Annotated in this window: 22 protein-coding genes; 7 read left to right on the forward strand and 15 right to left on the reverse strand. The window is 55.8% G+C overall.

The features are described from left to right. Window positions 1-173 precede the first annotated feature (173 nt). The 4 genes from fumC to ACR0IU_RS01210 are packed head-to-tail and all read left to right on the forward strand — an operon-like array spanning window position 174 to window position 2,624. A complete protein-coding gene (fumC, locus tag ACR0IU_RS01195; protein WP_480714969.1) occupies window positions 174-1,568 on the forward strand; it encodes a class II fumarate hydratase in 1,395 nt (464 codons plus the stop codon). After that, complete coding sequence (locus tag ACR0IU_RS01200; RefSeq protein ID WP_170778704.1) at window positions 1,568-1,744, forward strand: DUF4169 family protein; 177 nt, start codon at window positions 1,568-1,570, stop codon at window positions 1,742-1,744. The genes fumC and ACR0IU_RS01200 overlap by 1 nt, the downstream gene beginning before the upstream one ends. Then, window positions 1,741-1,962, forward strand: a complete 222-nt coding sequence (locus ACR0IU_RS01205) for a ribbon-helix-helix domain-containing protein (protein ID WP_480714970.1) — start codon at window positions 1,741-1,743, stop codon at window positions 1,960-1,962. The genes ACR0IU_RS01200 and ACR0IU_RS01205 overlap by 4 nt, the downstream gene beginning before the upstream one ends. Before the next feature lie 59 nt (window positions 1,963-2,021). Next, entirely contained in the window at window positions 2,022-2,624 is a 603-nt protein-coding gene (locus ACR0IU_RS01210; protein WP_480714971.1) for a DNA-3-methyladenine glycosylase I, read from the forward strand. Between the two features lie 12 nt (window positions 2,625-2,636). Here the strand turns inward: ACR0IU_RS01210 and ACR0IU_RS01215 are convergent, their stop codons facing one another. The 4 genes from ACR0IU_RS01215 to ACR0IU_RS01230 form a co-directional block, all read right to left on the reverse strand. Next, the gene (locus ACR0IU_RS01215) at window positions 2,637-3,518 is read right to left on the reverse strand and encodes a fructose bisphosphate aldolase (RefSeq protein WP_480714972.1); all 882 of its coding nucleotides are present in this window, start codon (window positions 3,516-3,518) and stop codon (window positions 2,637-2,639) included. 72 nt (window positions 3,519-3,590) lie between these two features. Further along, window positions 3,591-4,940 carry a cytochrome P450 gene (locus ACR0IU_RS01220; RefSeq protein WP_480714973.1) on the reverse strand — a complete coding sequence of 450 codons (1,350 nt, stop codon included), beginning with the start codon at window positions 4,938-4,940 and terminating at the stop codon, window positions 3,591-3,593. Then, window positions 4,937-6,148, reverse strand: a complete 1,212-nt coding sequence (locus ACR0IU_RS01225) for a hypothetical protein (protein ID WP_480714974.1) — start codon at window positions 6,146-6,148, stop codon at window positions 4,937-4,939. The genes ACR0IU_RS01220 and ACR0IU_RS01225 overlap by 4 nt, the downstream gene beginning before the upstream one ends. Before the next feature lie 87 nt (window positions 6,149-6,235). Further along, window positions 6,236-6,988 carry a cytochrome c biogenesis CcdA family protein gene (locus ACR0IU_RS01230; protein ID WP_480714975.1) on the reverse strand — a complete coding sequence of 251 codons (753 nt, stop codon included), beginning with the start codon at window positions 6,986-6,988 and terminating at the stop codon, window positions 6,236-6,238. Between the two features lie 105 nt (window positions 6,989-7,093). On the opposite strand from ACR0IU_RS01230, the gene ACR0IU_RS01235 reads away from it, so the two are divergent. Beyond that, window positions 7,094-7,327 carry a sulfurtransferase TusA family protein gene (locus ACR0IU_RS01235; protein WP_480714976.1) on the forward strand — a complete coding sequence of 78 codons (234 nt, stop codon included), beginning with the start codon at window positions 7,094-7,096 and terminating at the stop codon, window positions 7,325-7,327. Between the two features lie 55 nt (window positions 7,328-7,382). Here the strand turns inward: ACR0IU_RS01235 and ACR0IU_RS01240 are convergent, their stop codons facing one another. The 6 genes from ACR0IU_RS01240 to purC all read right to left on the reverse strand — a co-directional run bounded on the left by ACR0IU_RS01240 (window position 7,383) and on the right by purC (window position 15,628). Continuing rightward, entirely contained in the window at window positions 7,383-10,175 is a 2,793-nt protein-coding gene (locus ACR0IU_RS01240) for an Rne/Rng family ribonuclease (RefSeq protein ID WP_480714977.1), read from the reverse strand. A gap of 510 nt (window positions 10,176-10,685) precedes the next feature. Next, the gene (locus tag ACR0IU_RS01245) at window positions 10,686-12,020 is read right to left on the reverse strand and encodes a sigma-54-dependent transcriptional regulator (protein ID WP_010439922.1); all 1,335 of its coding nucleotides are present in this window, start codon (window positions 12,018-12,020) and stop codon (window positions 10,686-10,688) included. Window positions 12,021-12,031: 11 nt separating this feature from the next. Then, window positions 12,032-13,810, reverse strand: a complete 1,779-nt coding sequence (locus tag ACR0IU_RS01250; RefSeq protein ID WP_010439920.1) for a sensor histidine kinase — start codon at window positions 13,808-13,810, stop codon at window positions 12,032-12,034. 36 nt (window positions 13,811-13,846) lie between these two features. After that, window positions 13,847-14,515 (reverse strand): phosphoribosylformylglycinamidine synthase subunit PurQ, encoded by a 669-nt coding sequence (gene purQ, locus ACR0IU_RS01255; protein ID WP_010439918.1) that lies wholly within the window; start codon window positions 14,513-14,515, stop codon window positions 13,847-13,849. A 26-nt stretch (window positions 14,516-14,541) separates the two neighbouring features. Continuing rightward, complete coding sequence (gene purS, locus ACR0IU_RS01260) at window positions 14,542-14,772, reverse strand: phosphoribosylformylglycinamidine synthase subunit PurS (protein WP_010439914.1); 231 nt, start codon at window positions 14,770-14,772, stop codon at window positions 14,542-14,544. Window positions 14,773-14,872: 100 nt separating this feature from the next. Next, complete coding sequence (gene purC, locus ACR0IU_RS01265; RefSeq protein ID WP_480714978.1) at window positions 14,873-15,628, reverse strand: phosphoribosylaminoimidazolesuccinocarboxamide synthase; 756 nt, start codon at window positions 15,626-15,628, stop codon at window positions 14,873-14,875. 187 nt (window positions 15,629-15,815) lie between these two features. Between purC and ACR0IU_RS01270 the strand changes: the two genes are divergently transcribed. Both ACR0IU_RS01270 and bmt read left to right on the forward strand, forming a co-directional pair. Further along, the gene (locus ACR0IU_RS01270) at window positions 15,816-16,136 is read left to right on the forward strand and encodes a DUF1476 domain-containing protein (RefSeq protein WP_170469973.1); all 321 of its coding nucleotides are present in this window, start codon (window positions 15,816-15,818) and stop codon (window positions 16,134-16,136) included. 121 nt (window positions 16,137-16,257) lie between these two features. Next, window positions 16,258-17,271 (forward strand): betaine--homocysteine S-methyltransferase, encoded by a 1,014-nt coding sequence (gene bmt / locus ACR0IU_RS01275; RefSeq protein ID WP_480714979.1) that lies wholly within the window; start codon window positions 16,258-16,260, stop codon window positions 17,269-17,271. 8 nt (window positions 17,272-17,279) lie between these two features. Here the strand turns inward: bmt and ACR0IU_RS01280 are convergent, their stop codons facing one another. The 5 genes from ACR0IU_RS01280 to ACR0IU_RS01300 all read right to left on the reverse strand — a co-directional run bounded on the left by ACR0IU_RS01280 (window position 17,280) and on the right by ACR0IU_RS01300 (window position 21,801). Beyond that, on the reverse strand, window positions 17,280-18,056 hold the full coding sequence (locus tag ACR0IU_RS01280; protein ID WP_480714980.1) for an enoyl-CoA hydratase-related protein: 777 nt from the start codon (window positions 18,054-18,056) through the stop codon (window positions 17,280-17,282). 73 nt (window positions 18,057-18,129) lie between these two features. Then, complete coding sequence (locus ACR0IU_RS01285; RefSeq protein WP_170539483.1) at window positions 18,130-18,585, reverse strand: cytochrome c-type biogenesis protein; 456 nt, start codon at window positions 18,583-18,585, stop codon at window positions 18,130-18,132. Next, window positions 18,582-20,546 carry a heme lyase CcmF/NrfE family subunit gene (locus tag ACR0IU_RS01290; protein WP_480715283.1) on the reverse strand — a complete coding sequence of 655 codons (1,965 nt, stop codon included), beginning with the start codon at window positions 20,544-20,546 and terminating at the stop codon, window positions 18,582-18,584. Before ACR0IU_RS01290 ends, ACR0IU_RS01285 begins: the two co-directional genes overlap by 4 nt. A 74-nt stretch (window positions 20,547-20,620) precedes the next feature. Then, on the reverse strand, window positions 20,621-21,199 hold the full coding sequence (locus ACR0IU_RS01295) for a holin family protein (RefSeq protein WP_480714981.1): 579 nt from the start codon (window positions 21,197-21,199) through the stop codon (window positions 20,621-20,623). After that, on the reverse strand, window positions 21,190-21,801 hold the full coding sequence (locus ACR0IU_RS01300) for a holin-associated N-acetylmuramidase (protein ID WP_480714982.1): 612 nt from the start codon (window positions 21,799-21,801) through the stop codon (window positions 21,190-21,192). The genes ACR0IU_RS01295 and ACR0IU_RS01300 overlap by 10 nt, the downstream gene beginning before the upstream one ends. Window positions 21,802-21,822: the final 21 nt, after the last annotated feature.

The following is a 21,822-nucleotide window of genomic DNA, read 5'->3' on the forward strand; positions in this document are numbered from 1 at the left end:
CTTTAGTCCGTCTGTGCACAATGGCACTGTTTTCGCTAACAGAAACTAATTGGTGCGGCGCTTCGTCTATACCTTTGTCCGGCCTAGGTTTATGGTGCGCTCAACTGGCCGATTGCGCCTCAGCCCCGCTGCGGTTAAACGGCATACGACTGCATACCAGACCGGAGCGACCGATGTCTAAAACCCGTACCGAATCCGACAGCTTTGGCCCTCTTGAGGTGCCCGCCGACAAATACTGGGGCGCACAAACACAACGCTCGATCATGAACTTCCCAATCGGGTGGGAAAAACAACCCGTCGCAATTGTGCGTGCGCTGGGCGTGATCAAGCAGGCCTGCGCAATGGAAAACAAGGCGACGGGCAAGTTGGATGATAAGATCGCTGACGCGATTATTCAGGCCGCAGGAGAAGTATTCGAGGGTAAGTTTGATGACAACTTCCCCTTGGTCGTCTGGCAAACCGGATCGGGTACTCAATCCAACATGAACTCGAACGAGGTCATCGCAAACCGCGCGATCGAGATTTTGGGTGGCGTGATCGGCTCGAAAGAGCCAGTGCATCCGAACGATCATTGCAACATGGGTCAGTCCTCGAACGATACCTTTCCTACTGCTATGCACATCGCCACCGCAATGAGTGTACGAGATGTGCTGATGCCAGGGCTCGAGAAATTTGCGTCCGCGCTGGAGGCCAAGGCGAGAGAGTTCGCCGGGATCATCAAGATCGGTCGCACCCACACACAGGACGCCACCCCACTGACACTGGAACAGGAATTCGGCGGTTACGCGCATCAGATTCGTCAGGGGATTGCGCGGGTCGAAGCCTCGATGCCCGGCATTTATGAACTGGCACAAGGTGGCACCGCCGTTGGTACTGGATTGAATACTCATGACGGTTGGGACGAGGCTGTCGCCAAGAATATGGCCGAAATCACCGGCCTTCCCTTCGTTACAGCACCGAACAAATTCGAAGCGTTGGCCGCTCATGACGCCATGGTCTTCCTGTCCGGTGCTTTGGCCACGATCGCCGGATCCTGCTATAAAATCGCAAATGATATTCGTCTGTTAGGTTCGGGGCCCCGCTCGGGCCTAGGTGAACTTATCCTGCCCGAGAACGAACCCGGCTCGTCCATCATGCCCGGTAAGGTCAATCCGACCCAGGCCGAAGCGTTGACACAAGTGGCCGCGCACGTGATGGGCAATGACGCAGCAATGAAGTTTGCTGGCTCGCAAGGACATTTCCAACTGAATGTCTATAACCCGATGATGTCGTATAACCTGTTGCAATCCATCCAACTGTTGGGTGATGCGACCGACAGCTTTACCGAAAGGATGCTACTAGGCATCAAGGCCAATGAACCGCGCATCGATAAACTGATGAAAGAGTCGTTGATGCTGGTGACCGCTCTGGCCCCCACCATCGGGTATGACAACGCCACGACCGTCGCCAAGACGGCGCACAAGAATGGCACGACGCTCAAGGAAGAAGCGATCGCATTGGGCTTTGTCGATGAAGAAACCTTCGACGCAGTTGTCCGCCCGGAGAAGATGATCGGGCCCAAGAACTGATGGGCAAGCCGGTCAACCTGAACCGGTATCGAAAAGAGAAAGCGCGGGCCGAAAAGAAGGCCCGTGCAGATGCAAACTCTGCGAAACACGGACAGACCAAATCCGAGAAAGCTGTGGTAAGGCTGGAGAAAATGCGCCAGCGCCGCGACCTCGACGGTCACAAGGTCGACGAATGAGCGGGCGGCCTGTCAAACGCTCTCTGACTTTGCAAGGTCATCGAACATCCGTTTCGCTTGAGGATGAATTCTGGCAGGCATTCCGTGAAATTGCGCGGAAAAAAGATATTCCAATCAATGTTCTGGCGGCAAATATTGATGCAGAACGTGATCCTGAAACCGGGCTAGCTTCGGCCATTCGCGTGTTCATTCTAAATTGGTATCGTCAAACTGAATGATTGCTTGATTTCAGCCAATCTCGTCGCTTATCCTCGCGGGGAACAAAAAGGGTACATTCATGAGCGATTTGGCAACGGGCCCAGATGGAAAACCTCGGTGCGCGTGGTGCAATGCCGCCCCTGAATTCTTCGACTATCATGACAACGAATGGGGATATCCCGTTTCCGACGACAGACGGTTGTTTGAAAAACTATGCCTTGAAAGCTTTCAGTCGGGCCTGAGCTGGCGCACCATTCTGTCAAAACGCGAGAATTTCAGAGCAGCATTTAGAAACTTTGATTTCAACAAGATAGCAGAGTTTTCTGATGCAGATATCAATCGTCTTCTGGACGACAAAGGCATCGTACGTCATCGCGGCAAGATCGAAGCCGTGATAAATAACGCCGGTCGCGTGCAGGACCTAATCGCAGCTGAAGGATCATTGGCAGCGTTTGTCTGGAGGCACGAGCCTGAGACGCCACCTGCCCCGCAAAGCGCATCCACTTCGGCAGAATCCATTGCGATGTCGAAAGATCTGAAAAAACGCGGCTGGAAATTCGTCGGTCCTACGACCGTGTTTGCCTTCATGCAGGCCATGGGGTTGATCAATGATCACGCATTGGGATGTGCCATGCGCGAAAAAGCGACGCAAATGCGCCGCGATTTCATCAAGCCAGAATAAAATCTCCTGCGATCAGATCGAGGCGCGGTAGATATTGTCAATGTTGCTTCCGAGCGCTGCATTGAATTCCGCATCGGATTGTTGCTTGGACAAGCCTTCAGTCAGCGCGCGAGAGAAAGACGCGATCATCTTGCCGTTCTTGCCGAGCAGGTCACAAGCCTGCGCTGTCGAATATCCACCCGACAGCGCAACCACGCGCAGGACACGTGGGTGGTCGGCTACCTCGTCATACAAGTTGGCCTGACTTGGAATGGTCAGCTTCAGCATCACCTCCTGCCCCTCGGCCAATTGATCGAGGTTCTTCAGGATTTCTGATTTCAAGATGTCTTCGGCCTCGGCCTTGGTTTCCGAATGGATGTTCACTTCGGGCTCGACAATCGGCACCATGCCTGCGTCTGTAACGACCCGGGCCACTTCAAATTGCTGTGCAACAACATCCGCGATGCCCTGCGCATTGGCTTCGTGGATGACCGAGCGCTCCTTGGTTCCGAAAACGCCATCCGCTGTGGACAGGGTTTCTGCCAGCCCCGGGATAGGCTTCATCATTTGAACGCCATTGGCTTGATCCTCAAGCCCTTTATCGATCTTCAGAAATGGCACGATGTTTTTGACCGACCATAGGTAATCTGCGACCTTCTTGCCTTCGATTTCTTCACCCAGCGTTCGTTCGAACAGGATCGCCCCGATCACTTTTTCCTTGGTGAAATCTTCTGCCAGTATGATCCGGGCGCGCATCTTCTGGATCTCTCCGAACATCTCTTCGTCCGAGTTATACCCAGAGGCATCAACGCCATACAAAGCCAGTGCTTTCGGGGTTGAACCGCCGCTTTGATCCAGGGCTGCAATAAATCCTGCGCCTTCGGACATCTGCGCGCGCTGTTCTGCTTTCGACATAACTCATTCCCGTTCAATATGATTCCGCATTTTCCAACCGCATACAGCAAGCCGACGAACGATGGTAGTTTGTTAGCGCTCAACTAGGCGCAACCAAATCCCATCCTTTGATCTGACGGTCAGATGTGCGACCGGTACGGGCGTTTTGCCTTCGATTGTTTCAAAGCGATATCGACGCAGCAGCATCGACAGTATGAGTGGACCCTCAACCATGGCAAACCCCGCGCCTGTGCAAACCCGAGGGCCGGCAGAAAATGGGATGTAGGCGTCACGCTGACAGGCCTTTCCGTTCTCTGTTGCCCATCGCCCGGGGTCAAATTCGTCTGGTCTGTCCCATAAGCGTTCGTGGCGATGTAAATGCCAGGGGCTGACCACGATCTGAGATTTTTGCGGGATATCTCTGTCACGGAATTTTTCCGGACAGGAGGCTTCACGCACCATCATTGGAACAGGCGGATACAGGCGCAGCGCCTCACGAAATACGTCGCGGCTAAGTCGTAGGTGGGACATGACTGAGAATTCGGCTGTATCCAGCGCTTGCGCCTCTTCTGCCAGCTTTTCCTGCCAATCGGGATACAACGCCAGTAGATACAGGGCCCATGCCAACGCCGAGGCACTGGTCTCGTGCCCCGCGAGAAAGAAAATAGCGACCTGATCGACCATGTCTTGCGCGTCAAAACACTTGCCTGTCTCTGGATCGTGGGTCGTCATGATCTTCGTGGCCAGATCATCAGGTGCCGTTCCGTTCTTGATTGCTGCTGCCCGGTCAAGTGTTAGTTGGCTGATCAGAGCGCGTATTTGTCGGGCGGTCTGACGCGTCTTGCGCGAATGTAACCGGGGGGCCCATCTGGGAAGCGGTACAAAGGCTGCCAGGTTCAACAAAGGTTGTTCGCGCTGATAGATCCTGAACTTTTCAAAAACCTGCGCAGCTACCTCATGCTCAATCGGTACCGAGAACAGGGTTCTAAATATGACATCTGCGGCCACGTGGCTGGTGATCTCTTCACATTCCACGTCCTGCTCAATGCGCACCCCAAGCCTGTCGACGCAAGCTTGCGCCGCATCTACCATCGCAGGAAATGTGTCTTTCAATCGGCCACCTTCAAACGCAGGATCGATGATCCTGCGCTGCTGCTTCCAGACCGCCCCATTGGTCAGAAACACGGACTGCCCCAGCAGCGGGCGCAAACCTTCACTGATGCGGCTTGATTTGGGAAACACATCGGGTCGATCTTTCAACACAGTGCGGATCAGTTCCGGTTGGTTGATCAGGAACGATCGAAAAAAAGGCGTCCGAAACTCAGCCATCCAGGCCCGATACAAACGTTGAGGTTGCGCCGACAGAAGGTCTTGTCGAAACAAACGCATATACCGCCAGAGTGAAACCTTATCGGGCCGTGAAGCAGGTTTAGGTGGCCTCATGCCGCCACCGTAGTGTGTTTCGAAATGGTGCGTTCAATGCGTGATCGCGAAGGTGTTCGGTTAGCAAACCTTTCTCCCAGCGTTTGCGGGCCCGCGGTTATTTTGAAGTAGTCGTAATCATTGGGCCTATCGAACGCGCACAGATACTGGAAATGCAGCCGAAAGAACCGCCACCTGAGCTGTTTCCAGCGCTTGGGTGAAAGGGTTTGAGTGAACGCTGCAGACAGTACCAGCGGCCAGCATTTGTTGGGTAGCGATACTCCGCTAACCGCCACTGGATCACACAAAGCGAAGGCGCAGCCGTCTCCGGGTGCTGAAACATCGACCCAAGCCAGCCCCTCGCTACCCGAGAGATATTGCAGATCGGTCCGCAATGCGCGGGCCTTTGGCAAAAAGGAAACCATCGGCACGACCTGCCCCAATGACAGGAATGACAAGGCCGGACCGCCGATCTTGCCCTGCCTCCTTAGAACCTCAGCCAGGGCTGTCACGCCAAGATGAGCCCCAGAGCTATGGCCGACCACCAAAACCTCATCAACGTCAGATCCGAGGGCCTGAAAAATCTGATCTGAAAACTGGTCAAGCCGCGTTGTCAGCTCAGGTGAATATGCACCTTTTAAACGTGCGGAATGCGCATAGTCATGCATCAGGTAATAGGCGAACAATCGGTTGTCGATCGCTCGAAACCAGCGCATCAGAGCGTAAACGGCCACAGCAGCAGGCAGCACAGACCACCACCACATGAACGTGCTTAACCCAACAGCAACACCCCACCCAACCAGCAGAGCCAGCGCAAGTTGAGCCAATAACATTCCTACCGGATATAGTGCGGCGATAACCGGACCCTTGCGCAATTGCATAAGGCGCCAAAGCGTTCCCGTTGATATGTAGATCCAGGCGGTCTGTACCATCTGAAAATACGTCGCCAGTATCGAGCGCGCCATGCTGTCCTTAACGATATCAGCCCAAACCAAAACCTCGATCTCGGTCTCAACAGATACACCGTCTTGATGTGAAAGAACGCGCCAACCATAGGCTCCACCATCGGTTTTGCCGATCACATCGATCTCGTAGCCAGATATCGCGGCCTGGGAACGGCTCTCTCTTCGATAGAGTTCGCGATAGCGGCGTGGGGGAATCGGATCATAGCCGGGTATATAAAACACCCGGCGCTTGCGCACCTGTGGTTGGGTTTGTTGACTGCTCATGACCCGGCCCTCTGATCCGCAGATTAGCGCAGCGGCAAGGTCAAGGTAAGACCCGCCGTTTAACCATCCACGTTTAGCGCCAGAGGGTTAACCAAAATTCGCCAAAGCTGGAAATGTTTCAAGCAGCCACCAGCTGAATTCCGTGAACAGCCCAGTGATCAACATGATACCGACGAACAATAGCAACCCACCCATCACCTTTTCGATCGCACCCATATGAGGTTTGATACGGTTCATAACGGCCATGGAGCGGTTCAGGAACATTGCGGCCAAAAGAAACGGAATACCCAGCCCTGCAGCATAAACACCTAGTAACAACGTGCCGCGTGCGACAGACGCCTCTGACGCGGCCAACGATAAGATTGCCCCCAGTTGAGGACCGATGCAGGGCGTCCAGCCAAAAGCAAATGCCAGGCCCAGAATATAGGCCCCGAATACGGAACCACCGGATTCTCCCGCATCAACGCGCGCTTCGCGATCTAACAGAGGGATACGGAACACATTCAGAAAGTGCAGGCCAAAAACAATCACCACCGCGCCTGACAATTTAGCAAAAAGCACCTGATTCTGGAGTACGAACGCCCCAAAGGCCGATGCTGTGAAGCCCAGCAGAAGAAATACCGTCGACAGACCCAGAACAAAGAAAAGTGCCGACAGGGTCGCCTTGCGCCGCGCACGCGCCTCGTCCTGCATCTCGTGAATGGTCACGCCGCTCATATACGCAAGATATGGGGGCACAATCGGCAACACGCAGGGCGACAAAAAGCTGATCAGCCCGCCGAGCAAGGCGACAAACATGGCAGGTAAAAGTCCTGCATCGATGATCTCAATTCCGAACATGGATCAGCACATATGGTATCAAGTGGGTTTCGTCACGGGGCCATTCGGTCACATCCTCGTGGTTACACGCTGGACAGTGCCCCTTGTTGGAAATATCTCAACCGAATGACAGATGAGACAGATACGTTGGATGCGCTGGGATTGTTATGCCCTCTACCCGTCCTCAAGGCCCGAAAAAGGCTTAAATCCTTACCTGCAGGTGGCGTCCTGCGCCTGCTTGCTGATGATCCGGCGGCGATAATCGACGTGCCGCATTTCTGTACTGAGGCGGGTCACACGCTCATTTCACAAGACAGTGTAGATGGTCATCAGATCTATTTGATCCAAAAATCCGACTAGCGACTCGTCACGATAGTATTAAAGAAAAAGGCGGGCCAATCAGCCCGCCTTTTCATTATTGCCCGAGTGACCACCACCCGCGCCGCTTTGGCTTGGCTGGCGCAGGTTCAGGTTCTTCCGTCACAACCTCCAAGACAGGCTCCGGGGTGTCAGTCTCAACAACTTCAGATTCAATCTCTATTGGCTGTTCCTCGGCCTCTATGGCCACCGGTTCAGCCTGTTCAGAAGCTTCTACTGGCTGAGCCTCGGCAACCTCAGGTTCGGGTACTTCCCCGGGGTTCTGGGCTTCTGGGGTTTGCTCTGGTTCGACCTCGGAAACCTCAACTGTGGAAGCAACTGGTTCGTTCGCCTGTTCAGCCGCCGTGTCATCTGTGGCAGGCTGAGTTTCGTTGGCACCGGTATCAGTATCTGCATCCTTTTTACGGCGACGCGGCGCCCGACGCTTCTTGGGCTTGGCTGGTTTCTCAGCCGCTTCCTCATTAACCGGTTCAGCCTCGGCCTGCTCGGTCTCAACAGTTTCAGCCCGTTCAGCCGCCTCAGCGTTATTCTCGGCCTCAGTTTCGTCAGTATCACTATCAGACGCCTCTGAACCGCCCGCGTTCTTTTTGCGCCGACGCCGACGACGCTTGCGCTTGGGCTTGGCCTCTTCCTCGTTCTGTACTGTGACTTCTTCTTCGCTTTCTTCCTCGTTGGTGGCGTCGACCAAATCCATCAGGGACGCATCCACCGATACCACCGGGGCAGTAGCCTCGGGAACAACGCGACTGGCGGTTTTGAACTTCTCCATCGAGAAATCAGGGCTAACCAGATGCACATCCCCTTCGATGCGCACCGACAAACCATACCGCGCCTCGATCTGAGCGATATGTTCACGTTTCTGGTTCATCAGGAAGTTGGCGATGCTGACGGGACACCTCACCAGAACCTCACGCGAACGGCGGCGGGTGCCTTCTTCTTCGATCTGGCGCAAGATCGACAGCGCCATATTGTCATCCGATCGGATCAGACCGGTGCCATGGCAAGATGGGCACGGCTGTGTCGTCGCTTCAAGCATACCGGGCCGCAGCCGTTGGCGGCTCATCTCAAGCAGACCAAAGCCCGAAATCCGGCCCACCTGAATACGGGCGCGATCTGTTTTCAGCTTATCCTTCAAGCGTTTTTCAACAGCCGAGTTGTTCTTACGCTCGTCCATATCAATGAAATCGATGACGATCAGGCCTGCAAGATCGCGCAGACGCAATTGGCGTGCCACCTCTTCTGCGGCCTCTAGGTTCGTTTTCAGCGCAGTTTCCTCGATCGAGCCTTCTTTGGTCGCCCGACCCGAGTTCACGTCGATTGCCACCAGGGCTTCGGTCACGCCGATAACGATGTAGCCACCCGATTTCAACTGAACCGTCGGGTTGAACATCCCCGCCAGATAGCTCTCCACCTGATAACGCGCGAACAGCGGCAGCGCATCCTCATACCGTTTCACGTTTTTGGCATGGGACGGCATGATCATCTTCATGAAGTCTTTGGCGATGCGATACCCGCCCTCACCTTCAACCAGAACTTCATCGATATCACGATTATAGAGATCGCGGATCGATCGTTTGATCAGGTCGCCTTCTTCGTAAATCTTTGCCGGCGCGATGGATTGCAGTGTCAGTTCGCGGATCTGCTCCCACATACGTTGCAAGTATTCATAGTCGCGCTTGATCTCTGACTTGGTGCGCTTGGCCCCTGCCGTGCGCACGATCAGACCCGCACCTGTTGGTACGTCGATCTCCGAGGCGATGTCCTTCAATTTCTTCCGGTCAGCCGCATTGGTGATCTTGCGGCTGATCCCTCCACCGCGCGCCGTGTTTGGCATCAGCACGCAATAACGACCGGCCAACGAAAGATATGTGGTCAGCGCCGCACCCTTGTTGCCACGTTCTTCCTTGACCACCTGCACCAGCAGAACCTGGCGCACCTTGATGACTTCCTGAATCTTGTACCGGCGTGGGCGCGGTTTACGCGGGGGACGGATGTCCTCGCTATCATCCTCATCCGCCACGGATTCGATCGAGTCGTCTTTCGAGGCAGCGTCCGGCGCCTTGGCCTCCTCGCTCTCGTCCATGTCTTGATCAGCCTCCTCCGAGGTCTCCGCGTCAACAGAGCCCTCAACGGCTTCTTCCTGAGCCACATGCTCGGCAGTCTCTTCGGATGCTCCTTCCGTGACATCCTCTGCAACAGCTTCGGAATGCTCCTCAGAGGTATCTTCCGCGCTGGGTGCCTCTTGCTCGGCAACCTTCTCAAACGCGGTCTCTTCCGGCTGGTCAACTGCTTCGTCGGCCGGTTCCTCTACAGGGGTCTCGGCAACCGTTTCCATGGGCGAAGTCCCCTCGGGAACCGATAGATCGGTCTCCTCAGTTTCATCTCCCAGATCGATGGTTTCCATACCGGTGGGTTCGGACGAAACTTCGAGGGTTTCGACCGGATCATCCGTTTTCACATCTGCCGCCTTGCTTCGTGAGCGCGAGCGACGTTTTTTGGGTTTGGATTCCTCTGCTTCATCCCGCGCCCTCATGGCTTCGGCATAAGCGCGCTCTTCTTCCATCAGCGCTTCGCGGTCGGCGACCGGGATCTGATAATAATCCGGATGAATCTCAGAAAACGCGAGAAACCCGTGCCGGTTCCCGCCATAATCCACAAAGGCCGCCTGAAGCGACGGCTCAACCCTCGTTACTTTTGCAAGATAGATGTTGCCAGCAAGCTGGCGTTTGTTTTCGGATTCAAAGTCAAATTCCTCAACCTTGTTTCCATCGACCACCACAACGCGGGTTTCCTCCGCGTGGGTGGCATCGATAAGCATTTTCTTAGCCATGTGTCCTTGGTGCACCGCGCCAAACGCGTTGTCCTGACCCGTCCAGGCGGACAGGCGCTTTTGGGGAGGTGTCTTGTACGGGCGATTTCAGACGGCGCGCGGCAGGGTGCGGCACTGTGGCCCCCTGCCCATATACTCAATCGTTGCGCGCGCGTCATCGCGGTTCTTCTCCGACAGGCGCGGGATAGGGCCGCGGCCTGCCCATTATTCCTTTCACCCGCCAGAACGGGTTCAGGTACTCAGTTGCCCCGGTTGGGGCACAATCGGCCTGCTGAACTGCGTGGAAATGATCCTCAGCAGCAGATCAGCAGCGAAACTCAATGATTCGGGACTTCTGGGCGTCAAATCGCCCGGCCCGTCCGAACACAATAAAAGCAGTCCTGTGGAAAAGACAATGGGCAAACTGAATAACACCCGCAGATCACAGCACAGGATCTCTTCATCTGGCTGAAAATTTCTCGGGGGTGAATTGAGCCCAAGGCTCAAGAGAGGGCTGGCCCCCTCTGCGGCCTACAGGTAATCCGAGCGCTGCAATCCATACTTTGCCATCTTTTCATTCAATGTTCGGCGCGGCAGGCAAAGCTCTTCCATCACGGACGCGATCGAACCCTTATGACGGCGCATCGTATTGTCGATCAGCATCCGTTCGAAAGCTTCGACATATTCCTTTAGCGGCTTGCCCTCGGTGGTCATTACGGGCTGCATCTCTTCATGATCTGACATCAGCAGCGACGCAATCGTCCCTGATCCGCGTCGCGATTGAAGCACTGCGCGCTCGGCAATATTGATCAACTGCCGAACATTCCCCGGCCAAGGGGCTTGCAATAGCTGCGCCGCTTCTTGTGCGCTGACTTGGGGTGCATCGCAACCATATTCCTCGGCAAACTGTTCGCTCAAGCGCGTAAACAGAGTCAGGATATCCTCGCCGCGCTGACGCAGCGGCGGCATCGTGATGCGCAAGGCCGCAAGCCGGTAGAATAGGTCAGGCCGCAAAACATCCTCGGATGTCTTGCCGGCCTCCTGCAGATTCGAGATCGCAACGATCCGCGTTTCCGCAGGCGTCCCCTGTTCGTTCATAACACTTAGCAAACGCGCCTGCAGCGTATCGCTCAGCGCTTCGACATCTTCCAAAACCAATGTCCCGCCTCGTGCTTCTTCGATGGCAGGCAACTGAGTATCCTCTGGCAGCATCGGGCCAAACAAGCGCTTCGACAGCGCTTCCTCCTCCAACGCGGCACAAGAAACCAGAACAAACTTTTTGCCCGCCCGGCTCCCGACAGCGTGCAAGGCATGCGCCACCAATGTCTTCCCGGTCCCCGTTTCACCATCGATCAGAACGTGACCATCGGCCTGCCCCAGATCAAGAATATCCTCGCGCAAGCGTTCCATGACGGGGCTGGCACCAATCAGCTTGTTCATGATCTGAGTGCCACCCGACAATTCGCGGCGCAGCGCCCGGTTGTCCAGTGTCAAACGTCGTGCGTTGCTGGCCCTCTTGGCCAGTTCAGACATCTTGTCAGGATTGAACGGTTTCTCAAGAAAATCAAAAGCACCCACCCGCATGGCTTCGACGGCCATTGGAACATCGCCGTGACCAGTGATCATAATCACCGGTAATGTGCTATCAGCGCCCATCAATTTCTTTAGAAGCTGAATGCCATCCATGCCCGGCATTTTGATGTCTGAGATCACGATCCCCGGATATTCCGGACCAAGCACCTTGAGCGCATCTTCGGCACTGGCGAAGGTTTCCGTGTCATATCCCGACAGAGCCAGCCACTGGCTAATCGACTGGCGCATGTCCTGTTCATCATCCACGATGGCGATTTTCATGGCCTGTGCCATAGTCACTTCCTTTATTCCGCGGCCTCAAGGCCGTCGCTTCCCAGTATGGGCAATTGCATCTCAAACACCGCGCCGCCCTGTTGGCCGTTTCGTGCAGTCAAACGTCCGCCATGGTCGTTCACGATCCCGGACGAGATGGCAAGCCCTAGACCAACACCGTCTCCGGGGCGTTTGGTCGTATAAAACGGCTCAAACAGGTTTTCGATATCTTCGATCCCGTGGCCATTATCACGTACGGTCAGTACAGCGGTATCTCCTGCAGCCAGGATAATCTCGACATCAGGTTCAGCGACAGATTTGGTGGCATCCAGCGCATTGCGCAAGAGATTGACCATAACCTGTTCAATCCGCATCCGATCCCCCATCACTATAACAGGGACTTCGGGTAAAATCTGGGTTATCTTAACGTGCCTTTGACGGAGCTGCGGCTCCATCATCGACAGGCTCGATGCCAGTGCTTCGCCTAGATTTACAGGCGAAAACGCATCCGCGCCCTTGCGGGCATACGACTTTAGCTGGCGCGTGATCGCACCCATCCGTTCAATCAAACCATCAATGCGACCAAAACTTGCTAGAGCTTCTTCGGGTCGGTTCCGACGCAACAGCAAACGCGCGCCTGCCAGATAGGTTTTCATAGCGGCCAGCGGCTGGTTCAACTCGTGGCTCACCGCTGCCGACATCTCACCCAGAGCCGCCAGTTTCGAGCTTTGAGCAAGCGTTTGCTCGGCAACTTCCAGCGTCTTTTCAACCCTTTCTCGCTCAGCGATTTCCCGCTGCAGCCTGGCGTTCAATGCGCGAAGCTCCGCCGACTCTCGCTGGAACAAAGTCATGCGCGAGGTGGCCCTGCGACTGAGCGCATAGAAGGTCAGCGCCAGAAGAATCGCAAATGCCATGATTTCAAGCGCGAGGACGCTGTTCACACGTTCCCGGATTGACGAATAGGTGGTGAACGATGTCATCTGCCAACCCCGGAACGGTATGCGAGTTTCCATTCGCATCACAGCTTCGCCTTGCAAGTAAGCATCCGGCGGCAGCGCATTCCAGTCGGCCGTCGCGCGGATCGCACGTTGAATGGCACTTTGAGGGGGCTGGCGCAGAATAGCGCTTCCTTCTTCCAGGCCGCGCCATTGTGGTTCAGTCGACAGAATGATCGCACCGGTGCTGTCTGTCACCATCACTGCATCAGAAATCCCGGCCCAGGCGCGCTCGAATTTTTGCAAATCGACCTCGACCACAATCACCCCGAGTATCTCTGCATTGGCTTCAATTCTGCGTGAATAGACAAAGCTGTATCCCCCAGCCTCGCGCGGGATGACCGAGAATATCGTAGCATTCGATCGCATCGCATCAATGAAGTAGGGAGAGCTACGATGCCCCTCACCCAATCGATTGCGATCGGTTGCCGCCACCGTAAGCCCATCTCCGTCCAACAGAACCAGCGACGCCGCTCCGATTTCTTCTACAAAAGAGATCAGCCGCTGAGTCGACAGCGTATAGTCACTGGACTGCAAGGCCGAGATCAGCGTTGGGTCTCTGGAAAGAAGTTGCGGAACGATGGAATTGCGACGCAATTCACTGAGCAAGTTACCGGAATACAGCGCCAGACGCAGTTCGGCCCGGTTGCGGGTGGATTCCGTGAAACGGCTGGTCAGAAGACTGTTGGTAATCCAGACTGTGGCGACCGTTACAAGCAGCAGCAAGAACACAGCAAGACGCAACCGCCAGCCCATTGGCGAGCCACGCAGTCGGTTCAGGAACCCGTTGCGGTCTGATTGATCTTGGGCAGTCATGTTCTGACGCTACGCGTCCCGACTGATGACCTCAAGTCACGCTGGCGCCAACACCCCGGCCAATGCGCGGAAGAGCGCCGTTCCATCAGTGCCACCGTGGCCTGAATCCGCCGCCCGCTCGGGGTGGGGCATCATGCCTAACACGCGGCGGTTGTGTGATAAAATGCCCGCAATATCGTCGCGCGAACCGTTGGGATTCTCGGCGTAAGTGAAGGCAATGCGATCCTGATCCTTAAGTTCAGAAATGGTCGCGTCGTCGGCGAAATAGTTACCATCATGATGGGCAATCGGGATATCGATCACATCACCGGCATTATACCCTTCGGTAAATGCACTGTCGCTGGTTTCGACTTTTAGTCCGATAGTTTTGCAGATGTATTTCAGACCAGCATTTCGCAGCAGTGCGCCGGGCAGAATTCCGGTTTCGGTCAAAACTTGAAACCCGTTGCAGATACCGACGGCGTAACCACCACGCTCGGTATGCGAAGCCAGCGCTTTGCAAATCGGTGACTGCGCCGCAATCGCGCCACAGCGCAGATAGTCGCCGTAGGAAAATCCACCCGGAACACCAACGATATCGATACCCTCGGGCAGCGCGGCATCCTTGTGCCAGACCATATCGACGGAAAAACCGGCCTGTTCGAAGGCGACAGCGAGATCGCGATCGCAGTTGGAACCGGGGAAAACGATGACGGCTGCGCGCATGGCGGACCCTCCTAGGTCGGAAAAACTCAGAGCAGTTCGATCTCGAAGCGTTCGATGACCGTGTTGGCCAACAGTTTTTCGCACATTTTAGTTACGTCCGCTTCGGTCGCGCCGTCGGCCAGTTCCAAATCGATCACTTTGCCCTGACGGACACCTTCGACCTGATCAAAACCCATCGCACCCAATGCGTGACGCACAGCCTCACCCTGCGGGTCCAGAACCCCGTTCTTGAGCATCACATGCACACGTGCCTTCATTTTCGAAAACTCCACTGGTGGACCGCTCTCCGATCCGTTTCGTTGCGCGCGGGATACCCCGCTTGGGCGTGTCGGACAACCCTGCCCGTCCGGGGCAGGATCAGTTGATCAGCGTTGGCTTGGTCACATTACTTTTGGGCAGAACACCAAGACGACGGGCGACTTCCGAATAGGCATCCGTCAGGCTGCCCAAGTCGCGGCGGAACACATCCTTGTCCAACTTCTGACCGGTTTCGATATCCCACAGACGGCAACTGTCGGGGCTGATCTCGTCCGCAATGATCAGGCGTTGGAAATCACCTTCGAACACGCGCCCGATCTCAATCTTGAAATCGACCAGTCGAATGCCGACAGCCAGCATTACACCGCTCATGAAATCATTCACACGCAGTGCAAGGCTCAGGATATCGTCCATGTCCTGCTGGCCAGCCCAGCCGAATGCCGCGATGTGCTCTTCAGTCACCAGCGGATCACCCAGCGCATCGTCCTTGTAGCAGTATTCAACAATCGGGCGCGGCAGCTGAGTCCCCTCGGCGATACCAAGACGTTTGGACATCGTTCCGGCGGCATAGTTGCGCACGATGACTTCCAGCGGCACGATCTCGCAATTCCGCACCAGTTGTTCGCGCATGTTAAGACGGCGGATGAAGTGCGTTGGCACCCCGATCTGGGCCAGACCAGTCATGAAGAATTCACTCAGACGATTGTTCAGAACACCCTTGCCGTCGATGACATCTTTTTTCTCGGCGTTGAAAGCAGTGGCGTCGTCCTTAAAATACTGCACGATGGTTCCCGGTTCCGGGCCTTCATACAGAATTTTGGCTTTACCTTCGTAAATCTTCTTGCGACGCGCCATGAGCGACCTTTCCAGGCTGGGGAAAGGGAATGAGTCCCCTTACGTTGGCGCCCTCATAGTGCAAGCCCCGCCTTCCCGCAAGTTCGCGACCCCGAGAGGCTTTGACGCAGCGCAAATACCTTGCGCCCGAGGCGTCGTATAGTCATATCATCAGGAAAGAGAATTCAAGCCAAGGGGTCCCCAACCAATGACCACATTCGACGAACGCGAAGCCGCATTTGAAAGCAAATTCGCTCATGACGAAAAGATGCAGTTCATCGCGCGGATGCGCCGTAACCGGTTTATGGCTGTCTGGGCATCGGCACTGAAGGGCGAAACCGTAGAGCAAGCTCGGAAATATGGCCAGGAACTGGTCCATACCGATCTGCAGAATGTCAGCGAGGACGATGTCGTCGAGGCGGTTAAAGGCTATCTTGGCGATCTTGCAGACGAGGCCAAGATTCGTGCGAAAATGGCGGAACTGCTGGTTGAAGCCAAAGAACAGGTTATGGCGGAAGCCGAAGATTGATTGCGTAAAATGCAAAACTCATGATCTTCATGAGTTTTATGAATTTGATTTGACGCCCCGGTCATGAGACACGGGGCGTCTCATATTTTGACGGGCCACGGCCTTATTCTTGGAATACCTAATGACAAACGCGCTCAACACTCTACTTGAAACCGTCGACGTCATTCTTGCGGATGGTGCGACGGGCACGAACCTGTTCAACATGGGCCTGCAATCTGGTGATGCACCTGAGTTGTGGAACGTCGATGCTCCCGACAAGATTCGCGCGCTGTATCAGGGCTCGGTCGATGCCGGTAGCGATCTGTTTCTCACCAACACATTCGGCGGAACCTCAGCACGTCTGAAACTGCATGATGCCCAGAACCGTGTGACCGAATTGAACCGTATCGGGGCAGAGCTGGGTCGTGAAGTTGCAGACAATGCAGGCCGCCCAATTGTTGTGGCAGGTTCTGTTGGCCCGACCGGTGAAATCATGGAGCCCGTTGGCAGCCTTTCGCATGCTGAAGCCGTCGAGATGTTTCATGAGCAGGCAGAGGCGTTGAAAGCCGGAGGCGCAGACGTTCTGTGGCTTGAGACCATCAGCGCCCCAGAAGAGTTCCGCGCCGCAGCCGAGGCCTTTGCTCTGGCCGACATGCCTTGGTGCGGCACAATGAGCTTTGACACCGCAGGCCGGACCATGATGGGTGTTACATCCTCTGATCTGGCGATGATTGTCGAAACCCTACCCAATCCCCCTGTGGCCTTTGGGGCCAATTGCGGTACGGGTGCGTCCGACATTTTGCGTACGGTGCTTGGTTTCGCTGCTCAGGGCAGCGAACGTCCGCTGATCTCCAAGGGAAACGCGGGCATTCCGAAATACGTGGACGGACATATCCACTACGACGGAACGCCCGAACTGATGGGCCAATACGCCGCCATGGCCCGAGATGCAGGTGCGACAATTATTGGCGGGTGCTGCGGCACCATGCCTGCGCATCTGCGCAAGATGCGGGAAGCACTGGATAGCGGCCAACGCGGAGATCGCCCGACCCTGGATCAGATTACATCGGCGCTTGGTCCGTTTACCTCAGCCTCAGATGGCACCGGCGACGAGGCGGTGCCTGAACGACGCACACGACGTCGCCGCCGCGCCTGAATGATCTCTCAGCGCCCCTCGAATTTCGGGGGGCGCTTTTCCAGAAATGCAACCACACCTTCGGCAAAGTCACGGGTTCTACCGCATTCGCCTTGCAGGTGCGCCTCGGCGGCAAGCTGTTTCGGCAATGTTCTATCGTAGGTCCCCCGGATCGCCTGTTTGATTGCCCGGAACCCGGCAGTTGGGCCATTAGCCAGATAAGCGGCCCGTTCGCGCCAATGCGCGTCGAACTGATCGTCAGAGACTGCTTCCCAGATCAACCCCCAGTCGTCCGCCTGACGCGCGCTGATCTTGTCTGCAAACAAAGCAGCCCCCATCGCTTTGGCAAATCCCATCTGACGCGGCATGAACCAAGTTCCGCCAGCATCAGGCAGCAATCCGATCCGAGCAAAGGCCTGCAGGAAATAGGCGCTCTCGGTTGCGATTACGACATCGGCACAGAGTGCAAGATTCGCCCCTGCCCCTGCTGCCGCCCCGTTAACGGCCGCGATCGTTGGCACCGGGCAGTCGTAAACCGCCTCAAGCATAGGCTCATATTCATCCCGTAATGCTCGTTCGAGATCGATCTTTCCTGTGCTCGACGCGTCCCCTAGATCCTGGCCAGAACAGAACGCAGGCCCAGCCCCTGTCAAAACAATTGCCCTGGCATGGCGAGCCGCTTCTTTCATCGCATAGGTGATCTCGGCCCGCATCTGCCTCGTCAGCGCATTCATCTTGTCTGGTCGGTTCAATGTCAAAACCGCCAAATCATCGGTAATATCTAGAAGGACCGCTTCGTATTCCATGTACAACCTCACCTGCGCAGTGTTTCGCAAAACCCTGACGCAAATGTGGAAAAAGGAAAAGCAGAACCGCGCGTCAGTCTTCCAAGATTTGGCGCAAGCGTTCCTGTTCTTCATCGGTCAGCGCATCAGAATGCGCCGCTTGTTGGTGCCGCGAACGCTTCCGCAAAAAGCTCCAGCCCATGCCCGCCGCGATCAGCAACATGATCGGGCCTGCCAACCAAAGCATCAGATTGGCTCCGGTCGTGGTTGGTTTCAGAAGAACGTATTCGCCATAGCGATCAACGATAAATTCGACTGCCTCTTGGTCCGTATCGCCCGCAACAAGACGTTCCCGCAGCAGAATGCGCAAGTCACGCGCAAGCTCGGCATTACTTTCATCAATGCTTTCGTTCCGACAGACCAGACAGCGCAAGCCCGTGCTGATATCCCTCGCCCGCGCTTCAAGCGCCGGGTCATCCAGAACCTCGTCCGGCTGAACAGCCAAGACCGGTGACGCGATCAGCAGCAGTATCAAAAGCAAACGTTTCATTCGGCCGGCACCCCACCTGCAGGCGTCTTACGCGCACCAGCTGCGACCCGGAAACGGCGGTCCGACAGGCTGAGTGCACCACCCAGAGCCATTAAGATACATCCGCCCCAAATCCAGTTGGCGAGGGGTTTTATGTAGGTCCGCATCACCCAGCCGCCATCTGCCTGTTGATCTCCGATCACAACATAAAGATCACGCAAGAAACGATAGTCAATCGCGGCTTCTGTCGTCGGCATGCGCGCCACGGGGTAGTCACGCTTTTCAGGGTTAAGCGTCGTGACAAAACGCCCATCCTGTTCCACCATCACATCCGCCATCGTCGAGAAATAGTTCGGTCCCTGAACCCGGCGCACATCCTGCAATGTCAACGTGAACTGCCCAACTTCGAATGGCTGACCGGGTTGGGCGACTCGAATATCTTCGACTTCCCACGCTGTCAGCCCCGCAATGGCAAACATTGTGACACCCAAGCCAGTATGGGCGACGGCTTTACCCCAATCAGCACCCGGAAGGCGGAACAGGCGTGCAAGGTTGCCTTTGCGGCCTGTTCGGCTCCAAAGATCGACAAGAGCGCCGAACGCAATCCAAGCGCCGAGGAAAAGACCAACAGGCCCTAAAGCGCTGCGCCCTGTCTGCATCACCCAGACCAGTATCGCCAACGCTACAGCAAGACTGAATGCATAGCGCAGAGACCACGCCGCGCGACCTAACCTGCCCCGCTTCCAGGGCAGCATAGCGCCAACAGGCAGCACGATCCCTAGGGCAATCATGAATGGTGTGAAGGCCGCATTAAAGAATGGCGCTCCGACCGAGAGTTTCCGGTCAAATGCCATCTCAGCCACCATGGGCCACAGCGTACCAAAGAACACGACGAAACAACTGACTGCCAGCAGGATATTGTTCAGAATCAGCGCGCTTTCCCGGCTGACCATCCCGAACACTCCCTTTGCTTCCATCGCCTGCGCACGGGCTGCAAACAGAGTCAGTGCGCCGCCGATGAAAATCACCAGAATGAACAGGATGAACACACCCCTTTCGGGGTCGTTGGCAAACGCATGGACCGAGGTCAAAAGCCCCGAGCGCACGATAAACGTCCCGATCAGCGAGAACCCGAAGGCGATGATCGCCAGCAAAATAGTCCAGCTTTTTAGCGCCTCGCGCTTTTCGACAACGATGGCCGAATGCAGCAGCGCTGCGGCCAGCAGCCATGGCATAAAGCTGGCATTTTCGACCGGATCCCAGAACCAGAAACCGCCCCAACCCAATTCGTAGTAGGCCCACCAAGACCCCAGTGCGATACCAATGGTCAGGAAAATCCACGCCGCAAGCGTCCAAGGTCGCACCCAACGGCCCCATGCCGCATCTACGCGGCCTTCGATCAGGGCCGCGACAGCAAAGCTGAAGGCCATGCTCAGGCCGACATAACCCAGATAGAGAAACGGTGGGTGAAACGCTAGGCCCGGGTCCTGCAACAGTGGGTTCAGGTCCCGACCGTCGAAAGGTGGAACTGGCAAGCGATCAAACGGATTAGATGTGAACAGAATGAACGCAAAAAACGCAACAGCGATGGCTGACTGCACCGACAGAACCCGTGCTTTGAGCGTCGGGGGCAATCCGCCGCCAAAGATCGCGGCCATCGCCCCGAAAATTGTGACGATAAGGACCCATAGCAGCATCGAGCCCTCGTGGTTTCCCCAAGTCCCGCTGATCTTGTACAGCATCGGCTTGGCGGAATGGCTGTTCTCAACCACAATCCGCAACGAAAAGTCGGACGCCACGAAAGCCCAAACCAGTGCTCCAAAGGAAAACGCGGTCAGCAAAAACTGAGCGATGGCCGCAGGTTCTGCGAAAACCATCCATCCGTTCCATCGTTTGGCAGCCCCGATCTGAGGCACCACAGTCTGAACGATGGCGACCAGGAAGGCTAGGATCAGTGCGAAATGGCCGAGCTCTGTAATCATGACGCGCTTATACTGCGGCAGGTCGGCATGTGCCATTAACATTCGTCAAGTATCGCCGCACATAGTGTCGCGCCTCAGGCTGCGCGCAGCCGTAGCCAATCTTCTAGTGCCGGGTTGAAATCGGCCTGTATTACTACTTCGGTCAAGGCCGCATCCGACCGGGTATCCGCGATGCCGGGGCTGTCCTCGCGAAGTTCACGGATTGTCGCAAGGTTGGCCAATACTTCTGGCGCTTGCAGCACCGTTTGATTGATCTCTCGCTGAAAATCCTGCGCTTTGATCTGATGCCTCGCACCAAAGTAGAATGACACGATCACACCCAACAGCCACCACAGCGGTTCCGGCACCAGTGCAATGCCCTGCATGCGCGCCGCGAACCAGAGCGGGTCGATCATAGCGGCAAGGAACAGGCACAAGGTGCCCAACGCCAAAGCCGGGCGCGGCAGACGATTCAGCCCGTCTATGAATCGATCAAACCCCCCTTTTCTGGGAACTTGGAACTCGGCCCCGAACTGCACCATCGCCGCACTGCGCAACGCTGTGGTCCGCTGCGCCTCACTTTCAGCATTTTCTCGAAATATCTCGGTAGTTTCACGAACCACATTGCGGCCTCCACCGAACAACAGGGCAAAAAGTCCAGAGATCAAACCCATCCTGAAATCCTCCTCTGAAAGTCTGCATCCGTCAGGTGATATTGAGGAGACAAAAACTCTTCAGCGCGCTTGATCCAACCACCTTTGCCCCCGGCCCGAGTTCGGGCATATTTACGTAGTGAAACCCTCCGATCTGCTAACCGGAAATAATAGTTACGCCGTGCGACGCCATAGGCATCTGTTAGGGCCTGAGGTTTTGGTTTGGCAGCAGCATCTGTTGAACGTGCGGTTTGGGCGCCGATCACGCCATCAACCGCGACCTCAAACCCCATTTGGCACAGCAGGCTTTGCAATATTCTGACTGCCTGCGAACCCGCATTGACGTACATATCAAACACCGAGGCCTGTACAGTCTGGGGCAGCAACCCAAGGCGAGGCCTTTCAAAATATTGGTCGACAAAGATGTCTATGGCCTGCGCCCTGGTCAGAGCTTTCACATCCCGATGTGTCACAGCACCATCGCGATCCAGATCAAGACCCAAACGCTGCATGGTGTGGATCGTCACACCAAATTTTGTTGCCCCACCGGGATCGTCGGGATCGTCGACAAAGCCACCTTCCCGCGCCACGATTTCATCTGCGATCTGTCGAACCGTCCGCATGCCCGCCCCCTTTAGTGTGGT

Source organism: Ruegeria sp. CL5, assembly GCF_056536485.1.

Coding starts and splice junctions, on each gene's coding strand:
- ACR0IU_RS01290 (WP_480715283.1), bottom strand. CDS start 20,546: ATGATTACAGAGCTCGGCCATTTCGCACTGATCCTAGCCTTCCTGGTC.
- ACR0IU_RS01245 (WP_010439922.1), bottom strand. CDS start 12,020: ATGGCACAGGCCATGAAAATCGCCATCGTGGATGATGAACAGGACATG.
- ACR0IU_RS01285 (WP_170539483.1), bottom strand. CDS start 18,585: ATGAAACGTTTGCTTTTGATACTGCTGCTGATCGCGTCACCGGTCTTG.
- purC (WP_480714978.1), bottom strand. CDS start 15,628: ATGGCGCGTCGCAAGAAGATTTACGAAGGTAAAGCCAAAATTCTGTAT.
- ACR0IU_RS01205 (WP_480714970.1), top strand. CDS start 1,741: ATGAGCGGGCGGCCTGTCAAACGCTCTCTGACTTTGCAAGGTCATCGA.
- ACR0IU_RS01295 (WP_480714981.1), bottom strand. CDS start 21,199: ATGGGTTTGATCTCTGGACTTTTTGCCCTGTTGTTCGGTGGAGGCCGC.
- ACR0IU_RS01225 (WP_480714974.1), bottom strand. CDS start 6,148: ATGAGCAGTCAACAAACCCAACCACAGGTGCGCAAGCGCCGGGTGTTT.
- ACR0IU_RS01250 (WP_010439920.1), bottom strand. CDS start 13,810: ATGACTGCCCAAGATCAATCAGACCGCAACGGGTTCCTGAACCGACTG.
- ACR0IU_RS01200 (WP_170778704.1), top strand. CDS start 1,568: ATGGGCAAGCCGGTCAACCTGAACCGGTATCGAAAAGAGAAAGCGCGG.
- ACR0IU_RS01235 (WP_480714976.1), top strand. CDS start 7,094: ATGACAGATGAGACAGATACGTTGGATGCGCTGGGATTGTTATGCCCT.
- ACR0IU_RS01210 (WP_480714971.1), top strand. CDS start 2,022: ATGAGCGATTTGGCAACGGGCCCAGATGGAAAACCTCGGTGCGCGTGG.
- ACR0IU_RS01230 (WP_480714975.1), bottom strand. CDS start 6,988: ATGTTCGGAATTGAGATCATCGATGCAGGACTTTTACCTGCCATGTTT.
- purS (WP_010439914.1), bottom strand. CDS start 14,772: ATGAAGGCACGTGTGCATGTGATGCTCAAGAACGGGGTTCTGGACCCG.
- ACR0IU_RS01280 (WP_480714980.1), bottom strand. CDS start 18,056: ATGGAATACGAAGCGGTCCTTCTAGATATTACCGATGATTTGGCGGTT.
- ACR0IU_RS01240 (WP_480714977.1), bottom strand. CDS start 10,175: ATGGCTAAGAAAATGCTTATCGATGCCACCCACGCGGAGGAAACCCGC.
- ACR0IU_RS01270 (WP_170469973.1), top strand. CDS start 15,816: ATGACCACATTCGACGAACGCGAAGCCGCATTTGAAAGCAAATTCGCT.
- ACR0IU_RS01300 (WP_480714982.1), bottom strand. CDS start 21,801: ATGCGGACGGTTCGACAGATCGCAGATGAAATCGTGGCGCGGGAAGGT.
- purQ (WP_010439918.1), bottom strand. CDS start 14,515: ATGCGCGCAGCCGTCATCGTTTTCCCCGGTTCCAACTGCGATCGCGAT.
- fumC (WP_480714969.1), top strand. CDS start 174: ATGTCTAAAACCCGTACCGAATCCGACAGCTTTGGCCCTCTTGAGGTG.
- ACR0IU_RS01215 (WP_480714972.1), bottom strand. CDS start 3,518: ATGTCGAAAGCAGAACAGCGCGCGCAGATGTCCGAAGGCGCAGGATTT.
- ACR0IU_RS01220 (WP_480714973.1), bottom strand. CDS start 4,940: ATGAGGCCACCTAAACCTGCTTCACGGCCCGATAAGGTTTCACTCTGG.
- bmt (WP_480714979.1), top strand. CDS start 16,258: ATGACAAACGCGCTCAACACTCTACTTGAAACCGTCGACGTCATTCTT.